Origin of the sequence: Pseudomonas sp. 2VD (assembly GCF_005503585.1) — a bacterium.
GTDB classification, from domain to species: domain Bacteria; phylum Pseudomonadota; class Gammaproteobacteria; order Pseudomonadales; family Pseudomonadaceae; genus Pseudomonas; species Pseudomonas aeruginosa.
The window spans coordinates 1-25,655 of the sequence record NZ_SCND01000046.1 but is presented as its reverse complement, the minus strand read 5'-3'; the positions used below and the strand labels follow the sequence as shown (position 1 = coordinate 25,655).

Sequence of the window (25,655 nt, the reverse complement as noted above, 5' to 3'; positions counted from 1 at the left end):
CGCGCTGGCGAACGGCCAGGCGATAGCTGCGCGGATCGATGCGGTACAGCGGATCGCCGCGGGCCACCCGCTGGTTATCTGCGACGAACACCGCCTCGACGCTGCCGGAGACTTCCGGCGCGATGCGGATCACCTGCGCGCTGACCCGCCCGTCGCGGGTCCAGGGCGCCAGCACGTAGGCTTGCCACAACTGCAACGCCAGGCACAGGGCGAGCAGGCCGCAGGCGAAGGTCGCAGCCACCTTGGAAAGACGAACGATGGACATGGGGACCTCGGCTCAGAACTTCAGCACCAGCACGGACAGCACGATGAACGACAGGAAGAAACGCAGCAGGCCGGGATGCCAGGCGCATTCCAGCCAGCGCCAGGCGAGGCGCTCCAGCAGCAGGTAGAGCGGCATCGCCAGGCACAGGTAGAGGAACAATGGCGGCACGTAGAGGCCGGAAACGGAGACTTCGCTCAGCATGCAGGGCACCAGGGTATCGAGGGCGCGGAGCGGTCGGCCGCTCCTGTCGGGTTGACGAGCACAGGCTACGGGTCGTGGCGATTTGCAAATATCGACTACTCAGCCAGAAAATAATCGAATTCGGACAACCAAAGGACCTGCCGTGAGCCGTGAACCGCAGACCTACCTCGCCCAACGCTTCGATCCCGACGCGCTCGGCCAGCCGGCCCTGGCCCTGCAGCTGGAGGCCCGGCACAACGACACCGAAGTGCCGGTGCACCGGCATCGCAAGGGCCAGCTGGTGGTGGCCTGCCGCGGCGGCATCACCTGCACGGTGCCCGATGGCCTGTGGATGGTGCCGGCCGGGTTCGGTGTGTGGATTCCCGGCGGCATCGCCCATAGCAACCGGGTCACCGCCAACGGCAAGGTCTGCTTCCTCTTCGTCGAGCCGGGGGCGGCACGCCTGCCGAGCGACTGCTGCACCCTGGCCCTGTCGCCGCTGGTCCTCGAACTGATCCTGCACCTGAGCGCGCAACCGCAGGACTATCCGCACGACGGCCCGCTCGCACGTCTGGCCGGGGTGCTGCTGGAACTCCTGGAACAGGCGCCGACCGAACAGCTCTACCTGCCGCTGCCGGACAACCGCGGCCTGCGCCGCATCGCCGACGAACTGACCCGCGCCCCCGGCGACCGCGCCAGCATGGCCGAATGGGCCAGGCGAGTGGCGATGAGCGAGCGGTCCCTGGCGCGGATGGTGCGCCGGGAGACCGGCATGACCTTCGGCCAGTGGCGCCAGCAATTGCAGATCATCATCGCCCTGCAGCAACTGTCCGCCGGCGTTTCGGTGCAACGCACCGCCGAGATCCTCGGCTACGAGTCGGTCAGCTCGTTCATCGGCATGTTCCGCAAGGCGCTCGGCAGCCCCCCGGCCCGCTACGTGCGCGACAGCATGCGGCGGCCAGCCGACTGAACGGAGGTCGACGGAACGGCCTTGCAGTTCGTCAGCTGTTCTCCCCCGAGACTGGCACTCGAAGGCACTTCTGGGAATAATGCCGCCCTTTTTTCTCCAGGAGGATCAGATGGTTACGCACTTCTTGAGCGAATCCGGCCAGGCAGCCTGCGGGCGCGGCGACAGCAACGTGAACGGCTCGAGCGATGTCGGCCAGGTCAGTTGCAAGACCTGCCGGCGCACCAACGCCTTCGCCCAGGCCCAGGAAAACGCCGCTCCGGCCAGTGCCCCTGTCACCCCCACCGCCGCTGCGCCAGTGACCGACAAGGCCGCGCCGCGGCCGAAAGCCGAGGCCAGGCCCGCCGCCGCGCAGCGCCAGGACCGCGATGCCGCCCGCAAGGCCTGGCAGGCGCGTCTCAACGAATTGTCCGGGAAGAACCGCATGCCGCGCTCGCGGCGCCGCGCGCAAGCCTATCTCTGAGCGGTAGCGGTACTTCGCGGCGGATGTCCGCACGCGGTCATATCCGTCCTGCCCAGCACGACCGCGCGTCCCCTCATCAGGCCAGGCCCTGCGCCTCCGCCAGGGCCAGGCCGTCGAGAGCGCCGGCGAGCATGTCCGGCAGATGGCGCGGCTCGTCGGCCAGCTCGGCCAGCTCGGCCAGCTCCGACAACCGATGCGCCGCCGTCAGCAAGGCGATCCGCCGACGCTCCAGGCGCCGACCGCTGAAGCGCTCGTAGGCGGCGACGATGCGCTCGGTGAGGTCGGCATCGATGAACGCGGAATAGATGAATTCCTGGTGCAGCGGACCGATGCCCGCGTCGGCGAAGTCGTACACACCGTTCAGCCGCCCGGCCTCGCTATCGAATGCCATGTTCCAGCCATGGCCGTCGAAGAAGCCGAAGATCGAACCCAGCGGATCGGCAGGCAGCTTGGCGTATTCCCGCACCAAGCGTTCCGCGCGTTCGCGCCAGGCCGCAGGCAGCAGCGGCAAGGCGCGCCTGCGCATCGCCGTGGGCGACTCCCAGGGACGCACCGGCAAGGCTCCAACCGCCCGCATGCGCGCCGGTGGCAGTCGATGCAGCTCGGCGTAGAAGCGCCCCAACGCATCGCCGACCGCCTGCCGTGCGGGTTCGTCCAGGCGCCGGTAGTCCTCGCCCAGGAGGTAACCGCCAGGCAGTTTCTCGTGGCGGGAAAACAGCGGCGGTCCCGCAAACACCTGCGGCGCCGGCACCGCCAGGCTCACCGCCGGACGCACCAGGCGTAGCACGGCGGCCTCGCGCAGCAGCGCCGCCTCGGCCTCCGCGCCGCGCGGAAACTTGAACACCCAGCGCCCTCCGACCTCCACCGCCGTGGAATGCCAGCCCGAGGCCAGGATGGCGAAAGTGGCGTCCGCCAGTTCCGGACAGGCCGCCACTATCGCCCGGCGATATTCCTCCAGGGCACGCGGTTCCTTCACCGACGACTCCGCGCGACCATCGCCACGATCGCCTCGTACAGTTCCCGCCGCGCCTCTTCCGGGGCGATCTCTTCGGTGGCGGCCGCGTGCGACAGCGCTTCGGCGGCGCCGATCATTGCGCGCAGAGCGGCGACGGTCAGCCGTCCGCCGCCGGCGAAGGGCTCCAGCACGGCGCGGCACTTGTCCATGAAGAGAACCTCGTAGTCGCGCTTGATCCGCTCCAGCTCCGGCGAGCTGTCGAGGGCCGCGACCACCCCGGGAATCTCCCGGCCTTGTTGCATCACGCAGTCGACATAGGCGCGGGCGATGACGTCGGCGCGCCCCTCCAGGGTCGCCTCGCTCGCTTCCAGGGCAGCCTCCATCAGCGCCGTCTGGCGCAGGTCGTAATCCTGGTAGAGCGCCGCCAGGAGGCCGGCGCGGGTGCCGAAGTGGTCATAGACCACCGGCTTGGTCACCCCGGCCTGCTCGGCCAGGCGTCCGAGGGTCAGCGCCTCGGTACCTTCTTCGCGGACCAGCCGCCAGGCCACCTCGAGCAACTGGCGCTGGCGCTCGTCGCGGGACAGGCGGCGGCGTGGCGACGGGTCGTCTGGGGAGTGCATTGACATAGATAACCTACTAAAAGTAACTTACTAAAGGTAACCTACAGAAGGTAGGTTTTACCCAGACTATCGACTTGCCCCCCTTCCCGCAATTCCCGGAGGAATTCGCCCATGCATGCCCTGATCGTCGTCGCTCATCATCATCCCCGCTCTCTCACCCACGCCCTCGCCGCGCGCATCGCCGAAGGCGTGGTCCGCGCCGGTCATTCCGCGGAAACCGCCGACCTGGCTGCGGAAGGCTTCGAGCCGCGCTTCAGCCTGGCCGACCACGCCGTGCATCGCGGCCAGGCGTCGCCTCCCGCCGACGTCCTCGCCGAGCAGGCGCGCATCGATCGCGCCGATACCCTGGTGCTGGTCTACCCGATCTACTGGTGGTCGATGCCGGCCCTGCTCAAGGGCTGGATCGATCGCGTGTTCTCCAATGGCTGGGCCTTCGACTACAGCATCGGCGGCGACCTGCGGAAAAAGCTGCAGCGCCTGCGCGTGGTGCTGGTCGGTGTCGGCGGCGCCGATGCCGGCACCTTCGAGCGGCACGGCTACGCCGGGGCGATGCGCACCCAGATCGACCATGGCATCTTCGATTACTGCGGCGCACGGGTGGTCCGTTCCGAACTGTTGCTGGAGTCGGAGAGCGCCGATCCAGCCGCGCACCTGGAGCAGGCTCGGCGAATCGGCGCCGAGCTGTTCGCCAGCGCCCGGCGGCCGACGCCGGCCTGAGCCCGCCGCAGGCGACTCAGGCACGTGACATGTGCTTGGTCACGCAATGGATGCCGCCGCCTCCGGCGGCGATGGGATCGATGTTCATCTGGACGATGTCCCGCCCCGGATACAGGCGGCCCAGCAATTCCCCGCAGTGGCGATCGGCGCTGGCGTCGCCGAACTGCGGGGCAATCACCGCACCGTTGATCGGCAGGTAGTTGATGTAGCCGGCGGCGAAGTCCGGGTTGTTTCGCGAGTAGTCGCGGCGCGGCTTCAGGGGCGGCGACAGGGTATGCACCTGCAGAGCGCGACCGTCGGCGTCGGTGGCTGTGCGCAGGATCTCCAGGTGTTCGCGGGTCACGGCGTAGTCGTAGGAGTCCGGGTCGTTGTCGAGATTGGCGATGACCACGCCCGGCCTGACGAAGCGCGCATAGAAGTCGACATGCGCATCGGTGATGTCCCTGCCGCGGATACCCGGCAGCCAGACGATCTTGCGCAGGCCGAGCAGGGCTTTCAATTCGGCCTCGACCTGGCCCTTGTCCATGCCGGGGTTGCGATTGTCGTTGAGCCAGCAACTTTCGGTGAGGATCGCCGTGCCACGCCCGTCCACTTCGATGCCGCCGCCCTCGCCGGTCAGTTGGCTGGCGATGTAGCGGACCTCCAGTCGCTCGCTTAGCACGCCGGCGACGCGGCTATCGTTGCCGGCCTGCTGCTTGCCGCCCCAGCCGTTGAAGTTGAAATCCACCAGGCCCGCTTCGCCCTCCCCGTTCAGCACGAAGCAGCCGCCGTAGTCGCGGACCCAGATATCGTCCAGCGGCAACGCCAGGTAGTCGATGTTGGCGCCGCCGCATGCGCGGCGCGCCGCGGCCTCCTGCGCGGGCCGGCAGAGCAGCGTGACCGGCTGGTAGCGGGCGATGGTCCTGGCCAGCAGGGCGACGCTGCGATTCACGTCCTCGGCCAGGTCCTTCCAGATCGACGGGGACGCGGCATAGGCAAGGAACACCCGTTCCTGCGGCAGGTGTTCGTCGGGCATGTGCCAGTGATCGGCCGCCGCCGCCTGTCCACGCGGCGAGCCGAACTCCAGGCCGAGCGTGAGGGCGGCACCGAGGCCGGCGCTGGCGCCGAGTCGCTGGAGGAAATGTCTGCGGGTCATCATTTCGGGTCCTCGGGAACGGGATCGGAACGGGTGGTCTTGAAGGTAGTCCAGGCGCGCATCCGCGCCCGCATGTCGCGCTGCGGGATGTCCTGGCCGGGAAACAGCCGGGCGTAGGTCGCCGCGTCCGGATAGATGTCCGGGTTGTCGCGCATGTCGGCAGATACCAGGGCCCGCGCCCCGGCGCTGGAGGTCGGGTAGCCGGTAGCGCTGCTGATCGCGGCCATGTTCTGCGGGCGCATGATGAAGTTGATCAACGCATAGGCATATTCCGGGTGCTGCGCGTCGACCGGAATCGCCATGCTGTCCATCCACAGAGACGTGCCTTCGCGCGGCACCCGGTAGACGAAGCGCAGTGCCTTGCCGGCTTCGTCGGCGGCGCGCTGGGCCTGGATCGCATCGCCGCTGTAGCCCAGCGACAGGCAGATCTCCTCGTTCACCAGTTGCGCCACCGGCTGCGACTGGAACTTGCGAATGTAGGGCTTGATGCGCTGCAGCAAGGCCAGCGCGGCGGCCAGGTCCTGCGGCTTGCCGCTGCGCGGATCGCGCCCCAGGTAATGCAGGGCCAGCGCCAGCACTTCGTCCGGCGAGTCGATCAGGGAAATCCCGCAGTCGGCGAATCTCGCCGCCAATTCCGGCTTGAACAGCAGGTCGAGGCTGTCCAGCGGAGCGTCGGCCAGGCGCCGTTCGATCTGCTCGCGGTTGAAGGTCAGGCCGATGGTGCCCCAGGTGTAGGGCACGGCGGCGTCGCGCGAACGCGCGTAGCGGGCTTGCAGTTCGCGCAGGCCCGGCTCGATCTCGTCGAGATGCTCCAGGCGCCGGGGGTCGAGCTTCTGCAGGGCGCCGGCGCGCATCAGCCGCTCGGCCACGGTATCGCCGGGAAAGATAAGGTCGTAGCCGCTGTTCCCCGACATCAACTTGGCCTCGAGGGTCTCGCTGCTGTCCATCACGTCATAGACCACGCGGATGCCGGTTTCCCGGGTGAACGCGGCGAGGGTATCGGGCGCGAAGTAGTCGGCCCAGTTATACAGGCGCAGCACTTTCTCTTCCGCCTGGGCCACGGCCAGGCCCAGGAGCAGCGCGGCGAGCAGCGGTCGCGCGGAACGTTTCATGGGGACACCTCCCAGGCGTGTCGGCTGGCCGGGTCACGCCCGTCCAGGCTCATCAGCGGGCCATACAGCTCTGGCCGCCGGTCACGATAGACACCCCAGGCCAGGCGTTCTTCGCCTATCGCATCGAGGTCGAGGCCACAGACCAGCACCGCCTCCTCGTCGCGGCCGGCCGCGGCGAGCAAGGCACCCTTGTGGTCGGCGATGAAGGACGAACCGTAGAACCGCATGGCCAGCGCCGGGTCGCCGCAAGCGACCTCGCGGCCGATCCGGTTGGCAGCCACCAGCGGTACCAGGTTGGCGGCGGCCTGGCCGCGCTGGGCGATCTGCCAGTGATCGCGGGAATCCAGCTGCGCGGCGCCAGGCTCGGAGCCGATGGCGGTAGGAAACAGCAGCACCTCGGCGCCCAGCAGCGCCAGGCAGCGCGCGGTCTCGGGAAACCACTGGTCCCAGCAGATGCCGACGCCGATACGGCCGACCGCGGTGTCCCAGACGCGAAAGCCGCTATCCCCCGGACTGAAATATTCCTTTTCCTGGTAGCCGATGGCGTTGGGGACGTGGGCCTTGCGGTAGACGCCGAGCAACCGGCCATCGGCGTCGGCCACCGCCAGCGAGTTGAAGCGCGCGTTGCCGGCGCGCTCGTACCAGCTGAGCGGCAGGACTACGCCAAGCTCCCGCGCCAGGCTGGAAAAGCGCGCCAGCACCCGGCTGCCACGGAAGGTTTCGGCGAGGCGCAGATGGCGATGGTCCTGCTCGATGCAGAAGTACGGGGTGGCGAACAGCTCCTGCAACAGGACCAGTTGCGCGCCCCGGGCAGCCGCTTCGCGGACCAGGCGCTCGGCGCGGTCGAGATTGTCGTCGAGACTCCAGCTACAGGCGAACTGGGTAGTGGCCAGGGTCAGGTGGCGCATCGCTCACCTCCGCGCCGGCCAGGCCGGCTGCTGCTGGGTGATGCAATGCACGCCGCCGCCGCCGTGGGCCAGGTGGTCGATGCGCACCGGCACCACCTCGCGAGCGGGGAAGGCCCGGGCCAGGGTCGCGGCGGCCGCGTCGTCGGCGGCGACACCGTAGGCCGGCATGATGATCGCGCCATTGGCGATATAGAAATTGGTGTAGGAGGCACAGAACACCCCCTCCTCCGGAGCCACTTCGCCGGCATCGAACAGTTCGATCAGCTCGAAACGCCGACCGCGGGCGTCGAGCGCCAGCTCCAGGGCGCGACGGTTCTCCCGCACCACCTCGGCGTAGGCGGAGGTGGTGTCGCGGGTGGCGTCCAGCAACAACGCGCCGGGCCGGGCGAAGGCACAGACGCCGTCGACATGGCCATCGGTCATGTCGCCTGTGACCCGGTCGGGATCGCCGGGCAACCAGATGGTCCTGGTCACGCCGAGCAGGCGGGCGAACAATGCCTCGATCTCGGCCTTGCTCAGGCCAGGGTTGCGATTGGCATTGAGCAGCACGGACTCGGTGGTGATCAGCGTGCCCTCGCCGTCCACGTGGATGGCCCCGCCCTCGTTGGCCAGCGGCACGCCGAAACACTCCAGGCCGAGGCCATCGAGAATCCGCCGCGCCAGGCTGGCGTCCTGCGCGTAGGCGGACTTTCCACCCCAGGCGTTGAAACGCCAGCTGACACCGGCCAACCCGAGTTGCGGATGGCAGACGAAACTCGGTCCGGAATCGCGGCACCAACTGTCATCGATGGCCAGCTCGATGAGTTCGACATTGCCCGCGCACAGCTCCCCGGCCCTGTCCAGCGCGGCGGGGTCGACCACCAGTTTCACCGGTTCGAAACGCGCGATGGCGTTGGCCACTGCGGCGAAGTCCTGTTGTACGTCCGCCAGGCTCACGCCCCATTCGGACTCCCAGAGCATCCGATTGTGCGGAAAAGCCATCCAGGTGGCGGCATGGGGAGTCCATTCGGCGGGCATGCGCCAGCCTGTGTCGAGCGTATTCATGGGTCGGCTTCCAGTAAGTATTTTTTATCTGGCGGAATAGGCGTGGATTGCCTGAAGAGATGCTATGGCTAGGCATCAGGCTCAACAAACGATAAATTCTGCGCAAACCTAATTAGCCCGGCTTATCAGCAATGCTCAAACACTGGCCCCCACTGAATGCCCTTCGTGGCTTCGAAGCCGCCGCCCGCCTCGGCAGCTTCCACAAGGCCGCCGAGGAGCTGCACCTCACCCAGTCGGCGATCAGCCAGCAGATCCGCAGCCTGGAAGGCTATCTCGAGCAACCGCTGTTCTTTCGCAACGGACGCAAGGTGAGCCTGACCGACGCTGGCTTCGATCTGCTCAGCACCACCCAGTCCCTGCTCCAGCAACTGGCCGCGGGGGTCCGTCGCCTCGACCAGTACCGCAAGCCCAACCAACTGGTGGTCAATACCACCCCGGCCTTCGCCCGCCACTGGCTGGTGCCGCACCTGGGCGATTTCCATCGCCGTCACCCACAGGTGGACCTCTGGCTATTGACCACCGACGAGGTACCCGAGATGGCCAGCCAGACCATCGACGTAGCCATCCGCGACGACCTTTGCGCCCAGGCCGAATGCAGCTTTCGCTCGCTCCTCGAAGACCGCCTCTACCCCGCCTGCCATCCCGACCTGCTGGCGCTGCCGGCGGAACGGCGCGGCACCCTGCACGGCGAGCGCGAAATGGACTGGAGCCACTGGCAGGTACAGGGCGGCGCGGACGTTGGCCAACGCAGTGCCGGCCTGAACTTCTCCGACCCCGGACTGCTGCTGGAGGCCGCCACCCAGGGCCTCGGCATCGCGCTGGTCAGCCAGTTGCTGGCCGCACCCGCGCGAGCCGCCGGACAGTTGGTCGCGCTCTGCGAACAGAATGTCCGCGGGCCCGAATGGGCCTGGCTGGTGCACCGCGACAGCGAACGCAACAGCCTGACCCGGGCATTCTGCCAATGGCTGGAAGAAACCATTGGCGGAGCATCGCGCACAGCCCCCGGACGGCGCGGATAACGCTCACTCCAGGTGCATGGCGAAACCGACCCGCTGCGGGGTGAGTTCGTCGCGCAGGTCAGCGCCGGGATCAGGTGGTCGCCGCCGTTCTGCCGGCGGAACGGGATCGGCGCGCAGCGCTGCAGGTCATCGAGGCGCCGGCCGCGCCGTTCGATCCGACGCAGTCGCGGCATACCTGGCGCGTCGCCGCCACCGACTACGCCGAGTCGGCGATCCTCCTGCCGATCCTCGCCAGTCTTCGCCGCCAGGCGCCGGGCAGTCGCCTGGCGGTGCTGGACCTGGCGCCGGCGCGAATCGTCAGGCAGGCGGAACGCGGCGATACGCTTCGGTCGTCGCCGCGGTTTGACGCACCGTCGCGCTTTGCCCAAGCTAGCGGGCTTCGATCCACCATCAGGAAGTCCTTGGCGTGAAGTTTCCGTTCCATCCCTGGCGCCGCCTGCTGCTCTGCGCGCTCCCTTTCGCCGCCCTGCTGACCGCATGCGACGACGGCAAGAAAGAGCCCCCGCCCAAACCCGCCGAAGTCACCACCTACAACAGCGTGCCCTGGGACGCCCTGCCGGCCACCAGCGACGCCGACCTGCTCGCCGGCTTCAATGCCTGGCGCTCGGCCTGCGCGCGGCTGGCCAAGGACCCGGTATGGGGCGAGCCCTGTGCGAGCGCCACGACGGTCGCCGCCGATCCGACGGCGGTGCGCGCGTTCCTCCAGGAGCGGATGCAGGTCTATAGCCTGCGTTCCTCCAGCAACGGCGACCAGGGCCTGATCACCGGCTACTACGAACCGGTCTACCACGGCAGCCTGAGCCAGGGCGAAAAAACCCCGGTGCCGGTCTACGGCGTACCGGACGACCTGGTGGTCGTCGCGCTGGAAAGCGTCTACCCGGAACTCAAGGGCAAGCGCCTGCGCGGACGCCTGGAAGGCCGGGTGCTGAAACCCTACGACGACGCCGCGACGATCCGCGACAACGGCTCCAGCGCGCCGGTGCTCGCCTGGCTGGGCGACCCGATGGACCTGCAGTTCCTGCAGATCCAGGGTTCCGGGCGCATCCAGCTGGAAGACGGCCGGCAACTGCGCATCGGCTACGGCGACCAGAATGGCCACCCGTACAAGCCGGTCGGCCGCTGGCTGGTCGAGCAGGGCCTGGTGCCGAAGGAAGAGATCAGCATGAAGCGCATCCGCGACTGGGCCGAGGCCAATCCGCAGCGGGTCTCCGAACTGCTGGCGAGCAATCCCAGCTTCGTGTTCTTCAGCCTGCGCCCGGACAGCGACGAAGGTCCCCGCGGCTCGCTGAACGTACCGCTGACCGACGGCTACAGCGTAGCCATCGACCGCAAGGTGATTCCGCTGGGCAGCCTGATGTGGCTGTCCACCACCCGCCCTGACGACGGCAGCGCGGTGGTCCGTCCGGTGGCGGCCCAGGATACCGGCGGGGCCATCGTCGGCGAGGTCCGCGCCGATCTGTTCTGGGGCACCGGCGACGCCGCCGGCGAACTCGCCGGACACATGAAGCAGCCGGGCCGGCTCTGGCTGCTATGGCCCAAGGGCGCGCCGCTGCCCGCCTCCTGAAAACCTCCGGCCGGTGCCTACGCACCCGGCCGGGACGGCTGGCCAACGCAACGCCAGCGAGCGCCCGACACCGCCGACCAGCATCGACGGCGCCGGGCGCGCTTGCGGCAGCAACCATTCAAGCGATGAATGACGCCGCAGAATCTTCTGTGATGATCGCCGCGCCAGCCGGACCTCCGCGCCTCGCCGCAGCGGCCAGGCCCCCCGACACCACCTGTCCGTGCTACCCCCGGCAGGCGTAGCCGCGGCCGCCTGCCTCGGCAAAAAGCCATCAGCCGGCGCGCTTCGACACCCCTCATACCGCCCTTTCGCCAACTACCAATTCTCATAGTTGTGAGGGGAAATTTGTATCTTATTTTAAATACCCACGAAACATATAAAAACACACACAGCGAAACACTTCGGAAACCCAACGCAAGGTGGAAGTGCAATGCGTGACCGTGAATCCATTCTCATCGCTTTTCTCTCTTTCCTGACGATAAGACTGCATGGCAGCAGTTGACTGCCCTTGAGTCGACGGCACTCCGTATTTCCATAACGTTTTTTCCGGGCAAGGCGCCTCGACGCTTGCCGCTCGCGTGAGCGAGCCGGTGGGCGGCGGACGACTGGCAGTTCCCGGGGAAGACTCGGCCGCCGTCCTTACGAAAAACCAAAAACCCTTCATTTAGCCGAAGAAGCCGGCAGATTGACTCATTTTTTCGAAAAAAGGCGATCGCCAGAATGTCCCAGAACTCCCTGCTCGACCTGTACGCGCACCCAACGGTGGTGGCCCGCTTCAGCGAAATGGCAGCGCTTCATCCCCATCGCGAAGCCATCAGGGACCGTTTCGGAAGTGTCGACTATCGGCAACTCCTGCATAGCGCCGAACAACTTTCAGACTATCTTCTCGAGCATTATCCGCAGCCGGGAGTTTGTCTTGGAGTGTACGGCGAATATTCTCGGGAAAGCATTGTCTGCCTGCTCGCCATACTATTATCCGGCCATCACTACTTATATATAGACCTGAAACAACCGGCGGCCTGGAATGCAGAGTTGTGCCGGCAGGTCGACTGCCGCCTGATCCTCGACTGCTCGACCACGCCGACGCCCGCCAACGGTCTTCCCTGCGTCCCGGTCAGGCACCTGCCTGCCGCTCCAGCCTCGGTCGCCCGGCCATGCTTCGCGGCGGACCAGATCGCCTACATCAACTTCTCCTCGGGCACCACCGGCCGCCCGAAAGCCATCGCCTGCATCCACGCCGGCATTACCCGTCTGTGCCTGGGCCAGTCGTTCCTCGCGTTCGCTCCGCAGATGCGCTTCCTGGTGAACTCGCCGCTGTCCTTCGATGCGGCGACCCTGGAGATCTGGGGCGCGCTGCTCAACGGCGGCTGCTGCGTGCTGAACGACCTCGGCCCCCTCGACCCGGGCGTGCTGCGCCGGCTGATCGACGAGCGCGGAGCCGACAGCGCCTGGCTCACCGCCTCGCTGTTCAACACCCTGGTGGACCTCGACCCGGACTGCCTCGGCGGCCTTCGCCAGTTGCTCACCGGCGGCGACATCCTCTCGGTGCCGCACGTGCGCCGGGCGCTGCTGCGGCATCCGCGACTGCACCTGGTGAATGGCTACGGACCGACGGAGAACACCACCTTCACCTGCTGCCATGTCGTCACCAACGACGACCTCGAGGAAGACGACATCCCCATCGGCAAGGCCATCGCCGGCACCGCGGTGCTCCTGCTCGACGAGCACGGACAGGAGATCGCCGAGCCCGACCGGGCCGGGGAGATCGTCGCCTTCGGCGCCGGCCTGGCGCAGGGTTATCGGAACGATGCGACGCGCACCCGCGCCAGCTTCGTCGAGTTGCCCTATCGCGGCCGCCTGCTGCGTGCCTACCGTACCGGCGACCGCGCTCGCTACGACGAGCAGGGTCGGCTGCGCTTCATCGGCCGCGGCGATGGCCAGGTCAAGCTGAACGGCTATCGCCTCGACCTCCCCGCCCTGGAACAGCGCTTGCGCCGCCAGCCGGGCATCCTCGACTGCGCCCTGCTGGTCCGCGAGCGCAACGGCGTCAAGCAACTGCTCTGCGCCTGGACGGGAAAAGCCGACGCCAGCCCGCAGGCCCTGCTCCGCCAACTGCCCACCTGGCAGCGCCCGCATGCCTGCGTCCGGGTCGAGGCCTTGCCCTTGACGGCGCACGGCAAGCTGGACCGCGCCGCCCTGCTGCGCCGCCTGGAAGAACCGCTGGAGCGCTGCGCCAGCGCGCTCGATCCCGACCAACGCGGCTGCGCGCAGCTGTGGAGCGAATTGCTGGGTTGCGAGGTCGGCGCCGCCGACCAGGATTTCTTCCTCTGCGGCGGCAACTCGTTGCTCGCCCTGCAACTGGTCGCCCTCTGTCAATCGGCAGGTGCGGGAGCAAACCTGGGACTCGCCGACTTGCAGGCAAACTCGCGCCTCGACCAGTTCAGCCGTCTCCTGCGCAGCCACGGCCTGGCGCCGGAGCGTCTGCTGGAACGGGCGGCGACGCCGGAGCAGCCGCTGGTGCTGTCGAGGAGCGCGGCATGAACGTCGGTCTCTCCGCGGAGGTGCGCTACCACTGGTTCCGCGAGCACCTGGTGGTGGTCGGCGATTGGCACCGCCTGTCCCCCTCCGAGCGCGACCGCCTGCGGCACCAACCGATGCCGGATGAGGCCGCGCAGTCCTTGCGCGTCGACCTGTCGCCCTGGTCCTGCGGGATGGTCTTCAGCGAGCTGCTCGGCGCCGACCTGACCCGCTTCGGCCTCTGCTACCTGGCTCCGGCCGAGGTGCCGGCATCCGACCTGACGCGCCTGGGTCGGCGCCTGCGCGAAGAGTTCCCGTTGCTCGACAGCCAGGTGGACAGCGGCGCGGAAGGTTTCGAACTGGTCGTCCACGGGCGGCCCGAGGAGAGCCCGGCGCTGGAAGTCGGCCCCTTCGCCGACGAAGACGCGCTCATCGCAGCGCTGCTGCAACGCCCGCATTCCCTGTTCGAGCGCGGCCTGCTGCGACTGTTCCACGGGCGCTGCGGAGGACGTGCGCGCTGGGGCGTCTGGCTGCATCACCTGGTCGCCGACGCCGACTTCGCCAGCGTACTGCTGGCCCGCCTGGCCGTGCTCAACGCCGACCCCACGACCGAAGCGGCAGCCCCCGAGTTCGGCTTCCTCCAGCAGCAATGGCGCCTGGAGCGCCAGCTGCGCGAGCGCAGGACCAGGCTGGAAGACTACTGGAGCGAGCGCGGCGAGGCGTTCCGTGAACTGGCGAGCCTGCCCTGGGCGGAGCGCGCCAGCCATTGCGAGGATTTCCGCTTGGCCGCCACGCCAGGAGACGGCGAAGCCGCCCTGCTGACCCGGCTCGCCTGCGCCCTGGCTCTCGCCCTGGCCAGCCAGGGCGCCACCGGCAAGGTCCTGGCGCTGACCCCGGTCAGCCTGCGCAGTCGCCGAGGCACGGCGGTTTCCGGTTGCTGGCTGAACCTGGTGCCGCTGTTGCTGGACGCCGCGACCGCCGAGGACACCTTCGAACGACACAGGCTCGAGGCCTTCGAGCACAGCCTGCTGCCGGCAGAGGCCATCGCCGAACGGGCCGGACTGCGCTATGCCGACGCCCAGGTGATGATCAATGTCATCGACCAGCCATTCCGCAGCGCCGGGTTCATCCACCGGCCGACACTGAAGAGCCGCCTGCCGCTGACCCTGACCCTGGTCCGGCGCGACGACGGCGGCTGGGACGCCAGCCTGGCCAGCCGCTTCGGCCGCGAACGGACCCTGGCGCTGGCGGCGGCCATGGCCGAGGCGCTACGCCCATGCTGATCCTGCTGCCTGACTTCATCGGCCACCCGAGCTGCTTCCGCGGGCTGCTGGCACGCCTCGGCGCAACGGACTGCCGGCCGGTCGACTACCACCGGCTGGATGCCTACGCCAGCATCGAAGCCCTCGCCAGCCAGGTACTCGACGGCCTGGCGGAAGAACCGGACTGGCTGATCGGCTATTCCTTCGGCGGCCTGGTCGGCTACGAGATGGCCCGCCAGTTGCCGGCCAGCCGCCTGCTGATGATCGACAGCCACCTGCCCTGGCCGGCCCTGCGGCGAATGCCGCCAAGCGAGCAATACCAGCGCTGGCTGAGCGCCGAGATGCGCGAGTGGATAGCCCTGATGAGCGAGCTTGGCGAACTGCGCGAAGAGGTCCTGCTGCGCAATGTCGAGCTGTTCGGCCGCTGGCAGCCCCGCCATCGCCTCGCCCGCGCCAGCTGGGTGCGCTGCCGGGACGACGCCGGCCGCGACCCGGCCGCCGAACGCTGGTGCGACCTGATCGAGCGGCTCGACACCTTCCCCTGCGAGCGTCCGCACCACCTGGCCCTGCAGGACCCGGCGGTGATCGATTTCATCGTCCACACCGTCAGCAAGGAGTCCGTCCAATGAAACACTATCGGCAGGTGGTATCCCCGCAATTGCGCCAACAGGCGCTGGACTGGATCCTCGCCGCGGCGCAGCGGCCGGACCCGGCGCTGGAACCGGAATTCGACATCGCCGACGACGAGCGCCGCGAGGCGAAGAAGGTGCGCAACCTGCACCGCCACGACCCGCTCTTCTGGGACGACTGGTTCGCCCGCTCCGGGCTCGACGCGCTGGTCCGCGACCATCTGCGCAAGCCGCGCCTGCTGCGCCACGCGGCGTTCATCAAGCGCCATGCCGACGAGTCCTACATCCCGCTGCACCAGGACATCGCGCTGTGGGAGAAGCGCTACGAAAGCGCGCAGACCTTCTGGGTCGCCCTGACCCCGTCGCGGAACGACAACGGTGGGATGTTCTATTACCCCGACGACCGCACGATCTTCCCTCACGAATTCGACCTCGCCTACCCGATGTTCAAGTGCATCGACCTCCAGGCCAACGGCATTTCCCGCGAGCAACTGGTGGATGCCGAGCTGGACGCCGGCGACGTCCTGGTCTGGCCCGCCCGCACCGCACATGGCAGCCACAACAACCGCAGCGGCGAGCTGCGCATCGGCATGCCGATCGTCTTCGTCGACGACGACGAATTCCACCAACTGAATCGAGAGGACAGCATGAAAACCTGGATCGCTTCCAACCTGAAAAGCGTGTTCCCGGACGAGGCAATCACCGAGGACAACCTCGACCACTATCTTCCGCAGCTGTGCGACTACTCGCTGAAGATGGTCACCTTCCTCGCCCGTTTCTCCCGCCAGTTCGGCCATGCGCCGAAGATCCACGACTTCATCAGGGAGCCGCGGCTGGCGACGCTGTCGGCCTCGGACGCGGGAGCGAGACGATGATCCGGGTCATCGACTGCACCCTGCGCGAGGGGTGCCAGGCCCGCCAGTGCAGCTTCGACAGCGCGCAGTCGGTCCAGCTGGCGAGGGAAATCGCGGCGCTGGGGGTGGATATGATCGAGTGCGGCCACCCGCGGATTTCCGCGGACGAACGCGAGCGGGTACGCGCCGTGGTGGCGGCGGTTTCCACGCCGGTGCTGGCCCACGCCCGGGCGCGCCGGGAGGATATCGACGCGGTGCTGGAAACCGGTGCGCAGTGGGTCGGGCTGTTCGCCTCGATCAACGCGATCTCGCTGGAAACCAAGTTCAAGGGCATGAACCGCGAGGAGGTGCTCGAACTGTTCCACGACGCGATCCGCTACGCCCGCGAACGCGGCCTGCGGGTCCGGGCCACGGTGGAAGACGCCGCGCGCACCTCGGTCAGCGACCTGGTCAGCATGATCGCCACCGCGCGCGACGCCGGCGCCGATCGCATCTGCTTCGCCGACAGCGTGGGCATCCTGCTGCCGGACGAGACCTTCGACGTGCTCTCGCTGCTGCGCCACGAGTTCCCCGACGTGGTCTTCGAGTACCACGTGCACAACGACCGCGGCCTGGCCCTGGGCAACACCCTGGCGGCGATCCAGGCCGGGGTCCAGTGGCACTCGGCGAGCTGCAACGGGATCGGCGAACGCGCCGGGATCACCGATACCTTCCAGTTGCTGACCCTGCTGCACACCAAGTTCGCCGCCGACCGCTTCAACCTGAAGAACGTCCTCGCGGTCTCCGAACTGGTCGAGGCGCACAGCCGGATCAAGCGTTCGCCGATGCACCCGGTGGTCGGCGAGAACGCCTTCGTCCATGTCGCCCGCCTGCACCAGCTGGCCATGCAGGAAAACCAAGACGCCTACAGCGCCTTCGATCCGGAACTGATCAACGGCCGCGTCTCGCTGCAACGCTACACGCCGATGCACCGCCAATCCCTATTCCTCACGCCTTTCGAGAAGTCCGCCAGCGAACTGAAGTACCACCGCCACGGCCCCGGCAAGCGCTTCGTCATGCTCGACCGGCGCCTGCTCGACGGCTCGCCGTTCTACTTCATCGCCCGCCAGTTCCACGACGTCGGCGACGGCGGGCCGGGCCACGTCGACAGCCACGTACACAACTGCGACTCGGTGTTCCTGTTCCTCGGCAGCGACGAGGACTACCGCGGCCTGGAGGTGGAAGTCCTGCTCGGCGGCCAACTGCGCCGTTTGCAGAGCCCGGCCAGCGTGTTCATCCCCGCCGGCGTCGAGCACAGCTACCGCTACCTCGGCGGCAGCGGCACCTACATCAATTTCGTCCACAAGGGCGATTACCACGAGAGCCTACTGGAGATTACCCAATGAAGCAGTTCGACAAGCACGCAGACGCCTACAACGTGGTCCGCGGCAAGATCGCCTATCCGGATTCGCTCTACCGCAACCTCGCCGAACGCGCCCCGGCACGCGAAGCGGCGCTGGACATCGGCTGCGGTAACGGCGTCTCGACCGTCCGCCTGCAACCCTGGTTCCGCTACGTGGAAGGCAGCGACCTGGGCGAGGCGCTGATCGCCAAGGCCCGCGAGAACTACCCGGAGATCCGCTTCAGCGTGTCGCCGGCGGAAACCTTCGCGCCGCAACGCCGCTTCGACCTGGTCACCAGCGCCACCTCCTTCTACTGGATGGACCGCAAGCAGGTGCTGACGCGCATGGCCGACTGGCTGACCCCCGGCGGGCTGTTCTGCGCCTACAAGTATGACTTCCCGATCGCCTACGGGCCGCTGCGCGACTTCATCGAGCACGAACTGGTGAACAAGTGGGCCAAACACCGCGACCCGCGCCTGACCCGCTATGACGACACCCTGGAGATCATGGGCAGTTGCCCGCACCTGCGCGACTGCCGCCGCGAAGTGTTCGCCAACATCATCTTCCTCAGCCCGGAGGAGGTCGCGCTGTTCTTCCTCTCCACCAGCTACGTGACCCGCTACATCGAGCAGGAAGGCGGCGAAGACTACGCCGACCGCTTCATCGCCGCGGTGCGCGAGATCGAGAGCGCGCCGCAGGTGGCGGTGAACTTCGACATCCACGCCTTCACCGCGCTGAATCGCTGAGGAGCCGGCATGAGCAGCCTCCCCGTACCCGTATCGCTCGACAGCACCCTCCGCCATCTCGGCAGCGCCGACCCGCGGCGGCCGTTCCTGATCGACGCCCGCGAGCCGGAGCGCCCGCTGGAATACACCTGGGGCGACGCCGACCACCAGGTCGACGCCCTCGCCGAGCAGATCGCCGCGCATGCCTGCCGCAGTGTCGGCGTGCTGCTGGACAACAGCTACCGCAACCTCTGCCTGATCTATGCGGTCATGCGCGCGGGCAAGCATCTGGTGCTGATCGATCCCGAGTGGGGGGAGGCCGCGAAGCAGGCCATCGTCGACGAGATGCGCCTGGAAGCGCTGGTCAGCGAACATCCGCTCGAGGGCGCGCTGGCCGGGCTGCGCCTGGCGCTGGATTTCGAGCGCAGCGCGACGCGCCGGCTCGACCGCGCCGCGCACAGCCACATGATCCTGTTCACCTCGGGCACCACCGGCCAGCCGAAAGGCATCGAACTCAGCCAGCAGGCCATGCTCCATGCCTACCGCATCGGCCGCGACTGCCTGGGCATCGGCGAGCACACGCGCTCCGGTTGCTTCTACCGGATCAGCGGCCTGGGCATCCTCGGCATCAATTTCCTCTTCCCGCTGCTGTACGGCGGCAGCGCGGTGCTCCTGCCGCTGCACTGCTGGGCCGACAGCGAAGGCTTCTGGGAATACGTGGAACGCTTCGGCATCAGTTTCCTCTACCTGGTGCCGCCGGTGGTCAACCACATGGTCAAGGAAGGCTCCCCGCCGCCGCGCCGCTTGCCGTTGCAGCGCCTGCTCTGCGTCGCCGGCTCGGCGCGCCTGGACGCCGACCTGCAAGCGGCCTTCCAGCGCGACTACGCGGCGCTGGCGAACATCTACGGCCTCAGCGAGTGCGGCTTCGCCTTCCTCTTCGGCAAGCGTCGCGGCGATGCGTTCGACAACTCGGTGGGACCGGCCGTCGGCCTGGAACTCAAGCTGACTGACCCCGACGGCCGCCCGCTGGAGGGCAGCGGCGAACGCGGGCGCCTGTGGGTGCGCACGCCGAGCCTGTTCTCCGGCTACGTCAACCGCCCCGACCTGACCGCCCAGGTGCTCGAGGACGGCTGGCTGAACACCCAGGACCTCGCCTACTTCGACGAGGACCGCTGCGTGCACGTCCTCGGCCGTTGCGACGGCACCATCAACAAGGGCGGCAACCTGTTCCACCTGAATGAATGCGAACGGGCGCTCAACGGCCTGGACGAGGTGATCGACGTCTGCTGCCTGAAGGTCGACTGCCCGCTCTATGGCGAAGACTATGTCGCCGTGATCCACACCGCGCCGCAGGTCGAGTTCGCCTTCCTGCCCTGGCTCCAGCAGCAACTCGGCACCCTCCGCGCGCCGCAGCGCGTGGTGCTGTCGCACCAGGCCCTGCCGCTGAACGGCGCCGGCAAGCACGACCGCCGTGCGCTCGCCGCCCTGCTGCAACGGGAAGCCTCGTGATGTGCGGCATCCTCGGTTACATCGGCACCGGTTTCAGTGTCTCGCGCTTCGCCGGAGCGCTACGCCTGCTGGCCCATCGGGGTCCGTTCGGCGAGGGCATCGCGGCCCTGCCGAACGGCGCCATCGGCATGACCCGCCTGCCGATGTCCGGCGCCGCGGCGGTGCCGCTGCCGCCGCAGGAGGGTCAGCGGCGGGTCGCCTACAACGGCGAGGTCTACCAGGCCGGCTGCGAAATCCATGGCGAGATCCGCCTGCTGCTCGACGGCTTGCAGCGCGGGGTACTGCCGGACGGCATGTACGCCCTCGCCAGCTGGGACCCGCAGACCCGGCAATTGACCCTGCTGCGCGACGAGTTCGGCATCAAGCCGCTGTACTACAGCTACCAGCCCGAGCGCGGCCTGCTGGCCTTCGCCTCCGAGCCGCGGGCGCTGCTGCACCTGCTCGGCGGCGCCCGCGCCGACGCCGAGGCGATCGCCCAGGTGGTCGCCGCCGGCGTGCCGCTGGAAGGCCAGACCCTGTTCCAGCAGGTCCGTCTGCTACTGCCCGGCGAGGTGTTGCGCTTCGATCTCTCCCAGGAGCGTCCGCGCCTCTGCCAGCGCCAGCGGCTGGCCACCGCCCCGGCCAGCGAGGCGGACAGCCTCGACGAGCAGCTCGGTGAAACCCTCGAACGCTGCCGCCAGACCTTCCGCCCCTGCGCCCTGCTGGTCAGCGGCGGGGTCGATTCCAACCTGCTCGGCAGCTACCTGGACCCGCAGTTGCAACGCTTCCACCTGTGCCTGGAAGGCGACGAGGAAAGCCTGCTGCCACACCCTCGGCTGCAACGCTTCGAGCTGCGCCAGGAAGCCTTCATGCCGCTGCTGCGTCGCGCGGTCGGCAACTTCGGCGGGGCGACACGGATGTCCAGCCTGCTGATGTACCAGCGCCTGGCCGACGGTATCGGCGAGCAGGGCTATCACTGCGTGCTTCTCGGCGAAGGCGCCGACGAACTGTTCTGGGGCTACCCGCGCCATCTCGAACTCTGGCGCCGGCGCGACGCACCGGAACCGCGGCGCTTCGCCGCCGCCTGGTTTGGCGAGTACCGGCGCAAGGCCACGCTGCTGGCGGAACCGGCGGGCCGACGGGTCGCCGAGAGGATCGAGGAACTCGCCCACGAGGCCCTCGGCCAGGGCCTCGAGGCGGCGATCGGCCAGTTCGACCTGCACTACTCGCTGGAGCCGCTGCTGCGCCGCGCCGACCATCTGCTGATGTCGCGCACCATCGAAGCGCGCACCCCCTACCTGCATGGCGCCCTGGCGCAGCGCGCCGGGTACCTCCAGCGGATCGTCGGCGACACCGCCAAGGCACCGCTGGTGGCGCTCTTGGAGCAACGCGAGAAACGCTGGCAGGCGCAGCCGAAACGGCATTTCCGCCTGCCGTTCGAACGGTGGCCGCAGGCCCTCGGGGAAATGCGCCGGCACCTCGCCGAACGCCTGCCGGCGCTGCACGACCTCGGCCTGGAAGGCCTGGATGCACCGAGCGTCGCGGCGCTGCCCGGCGACCAGTTGTTCACCCTCACCACCCTGTCGCTCTGGCAGCAGGAATACGGAGCCTCGCTATGACAACCATCCATCGTCGCCCCGCGCCCTGGCGGGGCAACGCGGTGTTCTGCGCTTCGGCCGCTTTCGCCGCCGGCCTGGAAACGCTGTTCGCGCGCCTGCTGGAGCGGCGTCCCGCGGATAGCGCGGAGGCTCTCCTGCGCCAGCGCCTGCATCACGAACTGGAGCACGGCAGCGGCGTGCTGCTGCACGATTCCGCGCTGCTGCGCGGACTCGCCGAGGACGAATTCCAGCGGGTGTTCCGCGCATTCTGCCAATGGCTGGGACGCACCGTGGCGATCAACCGCAACGGCGAGTACCTCAAGGAAGTGCGCGACCTCGGTCTGCGCGACGCCCGCGACGCGCCGCAGCGCGGCCACCTGACCAGTCAGGAACTGGCCTTCCACTCCGATCGCGCCGATCTCACCGTGCTCGCCTGCTGGTCGCCGGCACGCCGGGGCGGCGCCTTCCGCATCCGTTCCTCGGCCGACGTCCTCGCCACCCTGGAAGCCGCCAATCCGGCCTGGCTGCCCCTGCTCGGCCAACCGATCCCCCACGACCTGCGCGACGAAGGCGACGCCGACTACGCGCTGGTGCCGCTGCTCACGGAAACCCCACGGACCTTCGTCTTGCGCTATATCCGCAAGTTCAACGAATCGGTGACGCGCCACGGGCTAAGCCTCGCCCCGCAGGTGCGAAGCATGCTCGACGGCCTGGACGAGGCGATCGAACGCGCCGACGGCTATGCCGAACTGGACTTCAGCAAGGGCATGCTGGTGCTGGTGAACAACCACACCACCCTGCACGCGCGCACCGAGTTCAGCGACGACGAGCGGCAGCGCCGCTGCCTGCTGCGCTGCTGGCTGAGCAGCGAGTTCACCCGCGAACTGCCGGAAAGCTTCCTGCCGCTGTTCCACCAGGTAGCCGCCGGCAGCCTGCGCGGCGGCATCCGTCCCCTCGCCCAGGAGCCCCGCCCGTGAGCGACAACACCTTCAGCGTGCAACGCTTCCGCGCCCTGCCGACGGAAATTCACGTGATGCTCGTCGGTACGCTGCTGACCCGCGGCGCCTACTTCATGGTCTGGCCGTTCCTGGCATTGCTGCTGTGGCGCGAGTTCCGGCTGTCCGCCAGCGCCATCGGCCTGCTGCTGGCGCTGGCGACCGTCTGCGGCGCGCTCAGCGGCATCTACACCGGCTGGCTGTCGGATCGTTTCGGGCGCAAGCGCCTGATCTTCTTCGGCACCAGTCTCAGCGGACTTTCCTTCGTGTTGCTGGGCTTCAGCGGCCAGCCGCTGTCCTACGGACTGGCGATCTCCGGGGTGAGCATCGGCTGCGCCCTGCTCGAATCGAGCTGCAAGGCGCTGATCGGCGACCGCGTCGAGGATCGCCGCTCGCGGGAACTGGCGCTCTACTGCCGGTACTTCCTGATCAACCTGGGCGCCGCCCTCGGCCCGCTGATCGGCCTGACCCTCGGCGTCGCCGCCCAGGCCGGCACCTTCCTGGTCACCGCGCTGGTCTACTTCTGCTACGGCCTGCTGCTCTGGCGCCTGCTGCACCACCTCGAACTGAAGCGGCGCAGCCTTGCCCCGCGATCCTCGACCGGGTTCCTCGAAGCCTGCCTGAGCATGGCCCGGCATCGCGCCTTCACCCTGCTGTTGCTGTGCAACATGCTGGCCGCGCTGATCTACGCCACCTTCGATTCGACCCTGGTGCAGTACCTCACCCGCAGCGGTCTGCCCGACGTGGTCAACAGCATCGCCCTGCTGGTGACCATCAACGCGCTGACCATAGTGGTCGCCCAGTTTCCCCTCCTCCGCCTGCTGGAAAACACCGGCACCGGCGGCCGCCTGATGCTCGGCATGCTGCTCATGCTCCTGGCCCAGCTAGGCTTCGCCTGGACCCCGGTGACCCTGTTCGCCGGCCTGGCGCTGGCCACGGTGGTGCTCAGCCTCGGCGAACTGATCGTGTTCCCGACCTTCAGCGTGGAGGTCGACCAACTGACCCCCGACGACTTGCGCGGCAGCTATTTCGGCGCGGCCAATCTCTACAGCCTCGGCACCGCGCTGGCACCGCTGTACGGCGGGATCATGCTCGACCATGCCGGCAGCCAGGCGCTGTACCTCGGCCTGGCCGCGCTGTGCGGGGTGATCATGCTGCTGCAGGTCGGCGCGGTCGGCCTGCGCCAGGCCGAGCGGGCCGGCGGATGAGCGGCGTGCTGCTGGTCTCGGGATTTTTCCTGCGCCGCTCCGCCTGGTCCGTGGAAGGCGCCGGCTGGCGAAGCTGCGACCATCTGCGCGACGCGCCCGGATGCGACCTGGCGCATTGGCTGGACCAGGCCGCCGCCACGCTGGCCGGCGAGGAGCGGGTGATACTCTGCGGCCACAGCTTCGGCGGCTACCTGGCGCAATGCCTGGCGGCCCGCCTGGGCGAGCGCGGCGCGCACCTGTACCTGTTCAGCGCGCTGGTCAGCGAGGGCGGCGGCGCGCTGGAAAGCTACCAGGACAGCGGCCAGGACAATCTCCTCGGGCTATGCCGCCTCGACCCGCTCGGAGGGCGGGTCCGCCTGGAAGACCGCGCCGGCTTCCTCGAACTGCTCGGCGCCGAGGTGCCGACCAGCGCCAGCGAACCCGCGCAATTGCTGATCGACTCGCCACGGCAGACTCGTCCAGCCTGCCCGGTCACCTACGTGGTGGCGGCCGCCGACCGGCTCAGCCCGCCGCCGCTGCAACGTACCTTCGCCCACCGCCTGGACGCGCGAGTGCGGGAATACCCGGGCGGGCACCTCGCCGCACTGGCGGACCCGCGCTTCCTTCGCGCCCTGATCGAATCTAATAATTAGATAGATAAAGCCGAAAATACGCGCTTTTTTATCGCAATGATCTGACGGATGATGACCCCATCAACCGCCCGCACCCTCGCGCAAACGAGCGGCGACGGGCCCAATGGAGATCCGATCATGATCGAACGTCGTCCCTTCGACCGTCTGGGCCATGCCAACCACGGCTGGCTGAACGCGCGTCATCATTTTTCCTTCGCCGACTACTATGACCCGGAGCGCGAGGACTGGGGCCGCCTGCGGGTCTGGAACGATGACGAGATCGCCGCCGGCAGCGGCTTCCCGCCGCACCCGCACCGCGACATGGAGATCATTACCTATGTCCGCGAAGGCGCGATCACCCACCAGGACAGCCTGGGCAACAAGGGCCGCACCGAGGCCGGCGACGTGCAGGTGATGAGCGCCGGTACCGGCATCGTCCATTCGGAGTACAACCTGGAAGCCGAGACCACCCGGATCTTCCAGATCTGGATCATCCCGGACCGCCGCGGCGACCAGCCGCGCTGGGGCTCCAAACCGTTCCCGAAGGCCGAGCGCGACGGTCGTTTCGTCACTCTCGCCAGCGGCGACGAGCAGGACAGCGAAGCGCTGCACATCCGCGCCGACGCCGAGGTCGCCGCGGTGACCCTGAAGGCCGGCCAGAGCGCCGAGTACGCCCTGGAAAACGGTCGCCGCGCCTACCTGGTGCCGGCCACCGGCAGCATCGAGGTCAACGGCGTGCGCGCCGAGGCCCGCGATGGCCTGGCGGTACGCGACGAACCGACCCTGAAGGTCACGGCCCTGGAAGACAGCGAAGTGCTGCTGGTGGAAGTGGCCTGACCCGACAGCCCCTCGCCCCCCACGGGCGAGGGGCTGCTTTCGTTTCGCCCCAGCCCAGGGCCGCCTCTCTCGACGCAGCGGCGTTATCCGCCGCAACGCCTCCGGCCCTGCCGACTTGGTTCTTCCCAGCTTCACGCTTCGCGCTCACACTACCCGCAGAAGAATTCGAGAGGCTCCGCCATGCGTGAACTGCAACCCCTGCTGGAGAACCACGGGCTGCTCCTGCTGTTCCTCAACGTGCTCTGCGAACAGGCCGGGCTGCCGATCCCCGCCTACCCGGCGCTGATCGTCGCCGGCGCGCTGGCCATGCAGGGCGTCGGCGCACCGCTGGGCATGGTCCTGCTGGTGGTGGTGCTCGCCTGCCTGCTGGCGGACGTCGCCTGGTACCTGGCCGGGCGCCGCTATGGCGGCTTCCTCCTGCGCAGCATCTGCAAGGTCTCGCTGTCCCAGGACAGTTGCATCCGCCAGAGCCAGAACATGTACCTGCGGGTCGGTCCGAGGGCGCTGCTGATGTCGAAGTTCCTGCCCGGCGCCAGTGCGTTGTCCACCACCCTGGCCGGCATGACCCGCACCCACCTGCGCCGCTTCCTCGCCTACGAC

The 25,655-nt window shown here is 68.2% G+C and carries 26 protein-coding genes and 2 pseudogenes; 19 read left to right on the top strand and 9 right to left on the bottom strand.

Annotated elements, in window-relative coordinates; genetic code table 11:
- Both FFS27_RS07965 and FFS27_RS07960 read right to left on the bottom strand, forming a co-directional pair.
- The coding region (locus tag FFS27_RS07965; protein ID WP_137951965.1) for a biotin/lipoyl-binding protein at positions 1-265 on the bottom strand (265 nt) is incomplete at its 3' end.
- Between the two features lie 12 nt (positions 266-277).
- Positions 278-475, bottom strand: coding sequence for a DUF1656 domain-containing protein (locus FFS27_RS07960; protein ID WP_003082517.1), 198 nt, complete (start codon positions 473-475; stop codon positions 278-280).
- Between the two features lie 133 nt (positions 476-608).
- Here FFS27_RS07960 and FFS27_RS07955 point away from each other — a divergent pair, with 133 nt between their 5' ends.
- Together FFS27_RS07955 and FFS27_RS07950 are read left to right on the top strand one after the other, a co-directional pair.
- Positions 609-1,415: an AraC family transcriptional regulator gene (locus FFS27_RS07955; protein WP_003082516.1), complete on the top strand. Its 807-nt coding sequence runs from the start codon at positions 609-611 to the stop codon at positions 1,413-1,415.
- A 109-nt stretch (positions 1,416-1,524) separates the two neighbouring features.
- Positions 1,525-1,875, top strand: a complete 351-nt coding sequence (locus tag FFS27_RS07950; protein WP_003086702.1) for a hypothetical protein — start codon at positions 1,525-1,527, stop codon at positions 1,873-1,875.
- Positions 1,876-1,951: 76 nt separating this feature from the next.
- On the opposite strand, the gene FFS27_RS07945 is transcribed toward FFS27_RS07950, so the two are convergent.
- Entirely contained in the window at positions 1,952-2,809 is an 858-nt protein-coding gene (locus FFS27_RS07945) for an aminoglycoside phosphotransferase family protein (protein WP_073665376.1), read from the bottom strand.
- Between the two features lie 38 nt (positions 2,810-2,847).
- Complete coding sequence (locus FFS27_RS07940; protein ID WP_021264468.1) at positions 2,848-3,456, bottom strand: TetR/AcrR family transcriptional regulator; 609 nt, start codon at positions 3,454-3,456, stop codon at positions 2,848-2,850.
- A 105-nt stretch (positions 3,457-3,561) separates the two neighbouring features.
- Between FFS27_RS07940 and FFS27_RS07935 the strand changes: the two genes are divergently transcribed.
- Positions 3,562-4,167, top strand: coding sequence for an NAD(P)H-dependent oxidoreductase (locus FFS27_RS07935; RefSeq protein ID WP_021264467.1), 606 nt, complete (start codon positions 3,562-3,564; stop codon positions 4,165-4,167).
- Between the two features lie 16 nt (positions 4,168-4,183).
- On the opposite strand, the gene FFS27_RS07930 is transcribed toward FFS27_RS07935, so the two are convergent.
- From FFS27_RS07930 to FFS27_RS07915, 4 genes are read right to left on the bottom strand one after another with little or no spacing between them, the layout of a single operon-like run.
- Positions 4,184-5,305, bottom strand: coding sequence for an agmatine deiminase family protein (locus tag FFS27_RS07930; protein WP_023101426.1), 1,122 nt, complete (start codon positions 5,303-5,305; stop codon positions 4,184-4,186).
- Positions 5,302-6,414, bottom strand: a complete 1,113-nt coding sequence (locus FFS27_RS07925) for an extracellular solute-binding protein (RefSeq protein WP_003086695.1) — start codon at positions 6,412-6,414, stop codon at positions 5,302-5,304. Before FFS27_RS07925 ends, FFS27_RS07930 begins: the two co-directional genes overlap by 4 nt.
- The gene (gene aguB / locus FFS27_RS07920; RefSeq protein WP_003086694.1) at positions 6,411-7,322 is read right to left on the bottom strand and encodes an N-carbamoylputrescine amidase; all 912 of its coding nucleotides are present in this window, start codon (positions 7,320-7,322) and stop codon (positions 6,411-6,413) included. Before aguB ends, FFS27_RS07925 begins: the two co-directional genes overlap by 4 nt.
- 3 nt (positions 7,323-7,325) lie before the next feature.
- Positions 7,326-8,366, bottom strand: coding sequence for an agmatine deiminase family protein (locus tag FFS27_RS07915; RefSeq protein ID WP_003086692.1), 1,041 nt, complete (start codon positions 8,364-8,366; stop codon positions 7,326-7,328).
- A gap of 131 nt (positions 8,367-8,497) precedes the next feature.
- On the opposite strand from FFS27_RS07915, the gene FFS27_RS07910 reads away from it, so the two are divergent.
- Positions 8,498-9,385, top strand: a complete 888-nt coding sequence (locus FFS27_RS07910; RefSeq protein WP_003133659.1) for a LysR substrate-binding domain-containing protein — start codon at positions 8,498-8,500, stop codon at positions 9,383-9,385.
- 3 nt (positions 9,386-9,388) lie between these two features.
- Here the strand turns inward: FFS27_RS07910 and FFS27_RS33535 are convergent.
- Positions 9,389-9,537, bottom strand: a pseudogene (locus tag FFS27_RS33535) (hypothetical protein); the annotation flags it as partial.
- Here FFS27_RS33535 and FFS27_RS33200 point away from each other — a divergent pair.
- From FFS27_RS33200 to FFS27_RS07835, 15 genes and pseudogenes are all read left to right on the top strand, one after another.
- Positions 9,520-9,705 (top strand): annotated as a pseudogene (locus FFS27_RS33200) (LysR family transcriptional regulator); the annotation flags it as partial. The pseudogenes FFS27_RS33535 and FFS27_RS33200 overlap by 18 nt on opposite strands.
- 86 nt (positions 9,706-9,791) lie before the next feature.
- Positions 9,792-10,949: a murein transglycosylase A gene (gene mltA / locus FFS27_RS07900; protein ID WP_003082509.1), complete on the top strand. Its 1,158-nt coding sequence runs from the start codon at positions 9,792-9,794 to the stop codon at positions 10,947-10,949.
- A gap of 720 nt (positions 10,950-11,669) precedes the next feature.
- Positions 11,670-13,490: a non-ribosomal peptide synthetase gene (locus FFS27_RS07895; protein WP_023101427.1), complete on the top strand. Its 1,821-nt coding sequence runs from the start codon at positions 11,670-11,672 to the stop codon at positions 13,488-13,490.
- Complete coding sequence (locus tag FFS27_RS07890; RefSeq protein WP_003162626.1) at positions 13,487-14,749, top strand: hypothetical protein; 1,263 nt, start codon at positions 13,487-13,489, stop codon at positions 14,747-14,749. The genes FFS27_RS07895 and FFS27_RS07890 overlap by 4 nt, the downstream gene beginning before the upstream one ends.
- Positions 14,743-15,357, top strand: coding sequence for an alpha/beta fold hydrolase (locus FFS27_RS07885; protein ID WP_003086680.1), 615 nt, complete (start codon positions 14,743-14,745; stop codon positions 15,355-15,357). Before FFS27_RS07890 ends, FFS27_RS07885 begins: the two co-directional genes overlap by 7 nt.
- The gene (locus FFS27_RS07880) at positions 15,354-16,232 is read left to right on the top strand and encodes a phytanoyl-CoA dioxygenase family protein (RefSeq protein WP_003133670.1); all 879 of its coding nucleotides are present in this window, start codon (positions 15,354-15,356) and stop codon (positions 16,230-16,232) included. Before FFS27_RS07885 ends, FFS27_RS07880 begins: the two co-directional genes overlap by 4 nt.
- The gene (locus FFS27_RS07875; RefSeq protein WP_003086676.1) at positions 16,229-17,596 is read left to right on the top strand and encodes a 2-isopropylmalate synthase; all 1,368 of its coding nucleotides are present in this window, start codon (positions 16,229-16,231) and stop codon (positions 17,594-17,596) included. The genes FFS27_RS07880 and FFS27_RS07875 overlap by 4 nt, the downstream gene beginning before the upstream one ends.
- Entirely contained in the window at positions 17,593-18,339 is a 747-nt protein-coding gene (locus tag FFS27_RS07870; protein WP_003112447.1) for a class I SAM-dependent methyltransferase, read from the top strand. Before FFS27_RS07875 ends, FFS27_RS07870 begins: the two co-directional genes overlap by 4 nt.
- 9 nt (positions 18,340-18,348) lie before the next feature.
- Positions 18,349-19,827, top strand: coding sequence for a class I adenylate-forming enzyme family protein (locus FFS27_RS07865; RefSeq protein WP_021264461.1), 1,479 nt, complete (start codon positions 18,349-18,351; stop codon positions 19,825-19,827).
- The gene (locus FFS27_RS07860) at positions 19,827-21,425 is read left to right on the top strand and encodes an asparagine synthase-related protein (RefSeq protein WP_023101428.1); all 1,599 of its coding nucleotides are present in this window, start codon (positions 19,827-19,829) and stop codon (positions 21,423-21,425) included. Before FFS27_RS07865 ends, FFS27_RS07860 begins: the two co-directional genes overlap by 1 nt.
- On the top strand, positions 21,422-22,381 hold the full coding sequence (locus tag FFS27_RS07855; RefSeq protein ID WP_003082503.1) for a clavaminate synthase family protein: 960 nt from the start codon (positions 21,422-21,424) through the stop codon (positions 22,379-22,381). The genes FFS27_RS07860 and FFS27_RS07855 overlap by 4 nt, the downstream gene beginning before the upstream one ends.
- Positions 22,378-23,607 (top strand): MDR family MFS transporter, encoded by a 1,230-nt coding sequence (locus FFS27_RS07850; protein ID WP_003082502.1) that lies wholly within the window; start codon positions 22,378-22,380, stop codon positions 23,605-23,607. The genes FFS27_RS07855 and FFS27_RS07850 overlap by 4 nt, the downstream gene beginning before the upstream one ends.
- Entirely contained in the window at positions 23,604-24,239 is a 636-nt protein-coding gene (locus FFS27_RS07845) for an alpha/beta fold hydrolase (protein WP_137951964.1), read from the top strand. The genes FFS27_RS07850 and FFS27_RS07845 overlap by 4 nt, the downstream gene beginning before the upstream one ends.
- A 117-nt stretch (positions 24,240-24,356) precedes the next feature.
- Complete coding sequence (locus FFS27_RS07840) at positions 24,357-25,055, top strand: pirin family protein (RefSeq protein ID WP_003086661.1); 699 nt, start codon at positions 24,357-24,359, stop codon at positions 25,053-25,055.
- Positions 25,056-25,235: 180 nt separating this feature from the next.
- The coding region (locus FFS27_RS07835; RefSeq protein WP_137951963.1) for a DedA family protein at positions 25,236-25,655 on the top strand (420 nt) is incomplete at its 3' end.

Coding starts and splice junctions, on each gene's coding strand:
- FFS27_RS07950 (WP_003086702.1), top strand. CDS start 1,525: ATGGTTACGCACTTCTTGAGCGAATCCGGCCAGGCAGCCTGCGGGCGC.
- FFS27_RS07940 (WP_021264468.1), bottom strand. CDS start 3,456: ATGTCAATGCACTCCCCAGACGACCCGTCGCCACGCCGCCGCCTGTCC.
- FFS27_RS07935 (WP_021264467.1), top strand. CDS start 3,562: ATGCATGCCCTGATCGTCGTCGCTCATCATCATCCCCGCTCTCTCACC.
- FFS27_RS07930 (WP_023101426.1), bottom strand. CDS start 5,305: ATGATGACCCGCAGACATTTCCTCCAGCGACTCGGCGCCAGCGCCGGC.
- FFS27_RS07925 (WP_003086695.1), bottom strand. CDS start 6,414: ATGAAACGTTCCGCGCGACCGCTGCTCGCCGCGCTGCTCCTGGGCCTG.
- aguB (WP_003086694.1), bottom strand. CDS start 7,322: ATGCGCCACCTGACCCTGGCCACTACCCAGTTCGCCTGTAGCTGGAGT.
- FFS27_RS07915 (WP_003086692.1), bottom strand. CDS start 8,366: ATGAATACGCTCGACACAGGCTGGCGCATGCCCGCCGAATGGACTCCC.
- FFS27_RS07910 (WP_003133659.1), top strand. CDS start 8,498: ATGCTCAAACACTGGCCCCCACTGAATGCCCTTCGTGGCTTCGAAGCC.
- FFS27_RS07895 (WP_023101427.1), top strand. CDS start 11,670: ATGTCCCAGAACTCCCTGCTCGACCTGTACGCGCACCCAACGGTGGTG.
- FFS27_RS07890 (WP_003162626.1), top strand. CDS start 13,487: ATGAACGTCGGTCTCTCCGCGGAGGTGCGCTACCACTGGTTCCGCGAG.
- FFS27_RS07885 (WP_003086680.1), top strand. CDS start 14,743: ATGCTGATCCTGCTGCCTGACTTCATCGGCCACCCGAGCTGCTTCCGC.
- FFS27_RS07880 (WP_003133670.1), top strand. CDS start 15,354: ATGAAACACTATCGGCAGGTGGTATCCCCGCAATTGCGCCAACAGGCG.
- FFS27_RS07875 (WP_003086676.1), top strand. CDS start 16,229: ATGATCCGGGTCATCGACTGCACCCTGCGCGAGGGGTGCCAGGCCCGC.
- FFS27_RS07870 (WP_003112447.1), top strand. CDS start 17,593: ATGAAGCAGTTCGACAAGCACGCAGACGCCTACAACGTGGTCCGCGGC.
- FFS27_RS07865 (WP_021264461.1), top strand. CDS start 18,349: ATGAGCAGCCTCCCCGTACCCGTATCGCTCGACAGCACCCTCCGCCAT.
- FFS27_RS07860 (WP_023101428.1), top strand. CDS start 19,827: ATGTGCGGCATCCTCGGTTACATCGGCACCGGTTTCAGTGTCTCGCGC.
- FFS27_RS07855 (WP_003082503.1), top strand. CDS start 21,422: ATGACAACCATCCATCGTCGCCCCGCGCCCTGGCGGGGCAACGCGGTG.
- FFS27_RS07845 (WP_137951964.1), top strand. CDS start 23,604: ATGAGCGGCGTGCTGCTGGTCTCGGGATTTTTCCTGCGCCGCTCCGCC.
- FFS27_RS07840 (WP_003086661.1), top strand. CDS start 24,357: ATGATCGAACGTCGTCCCTTCGACCGTCTGGGCCATGCCAACCACGGC.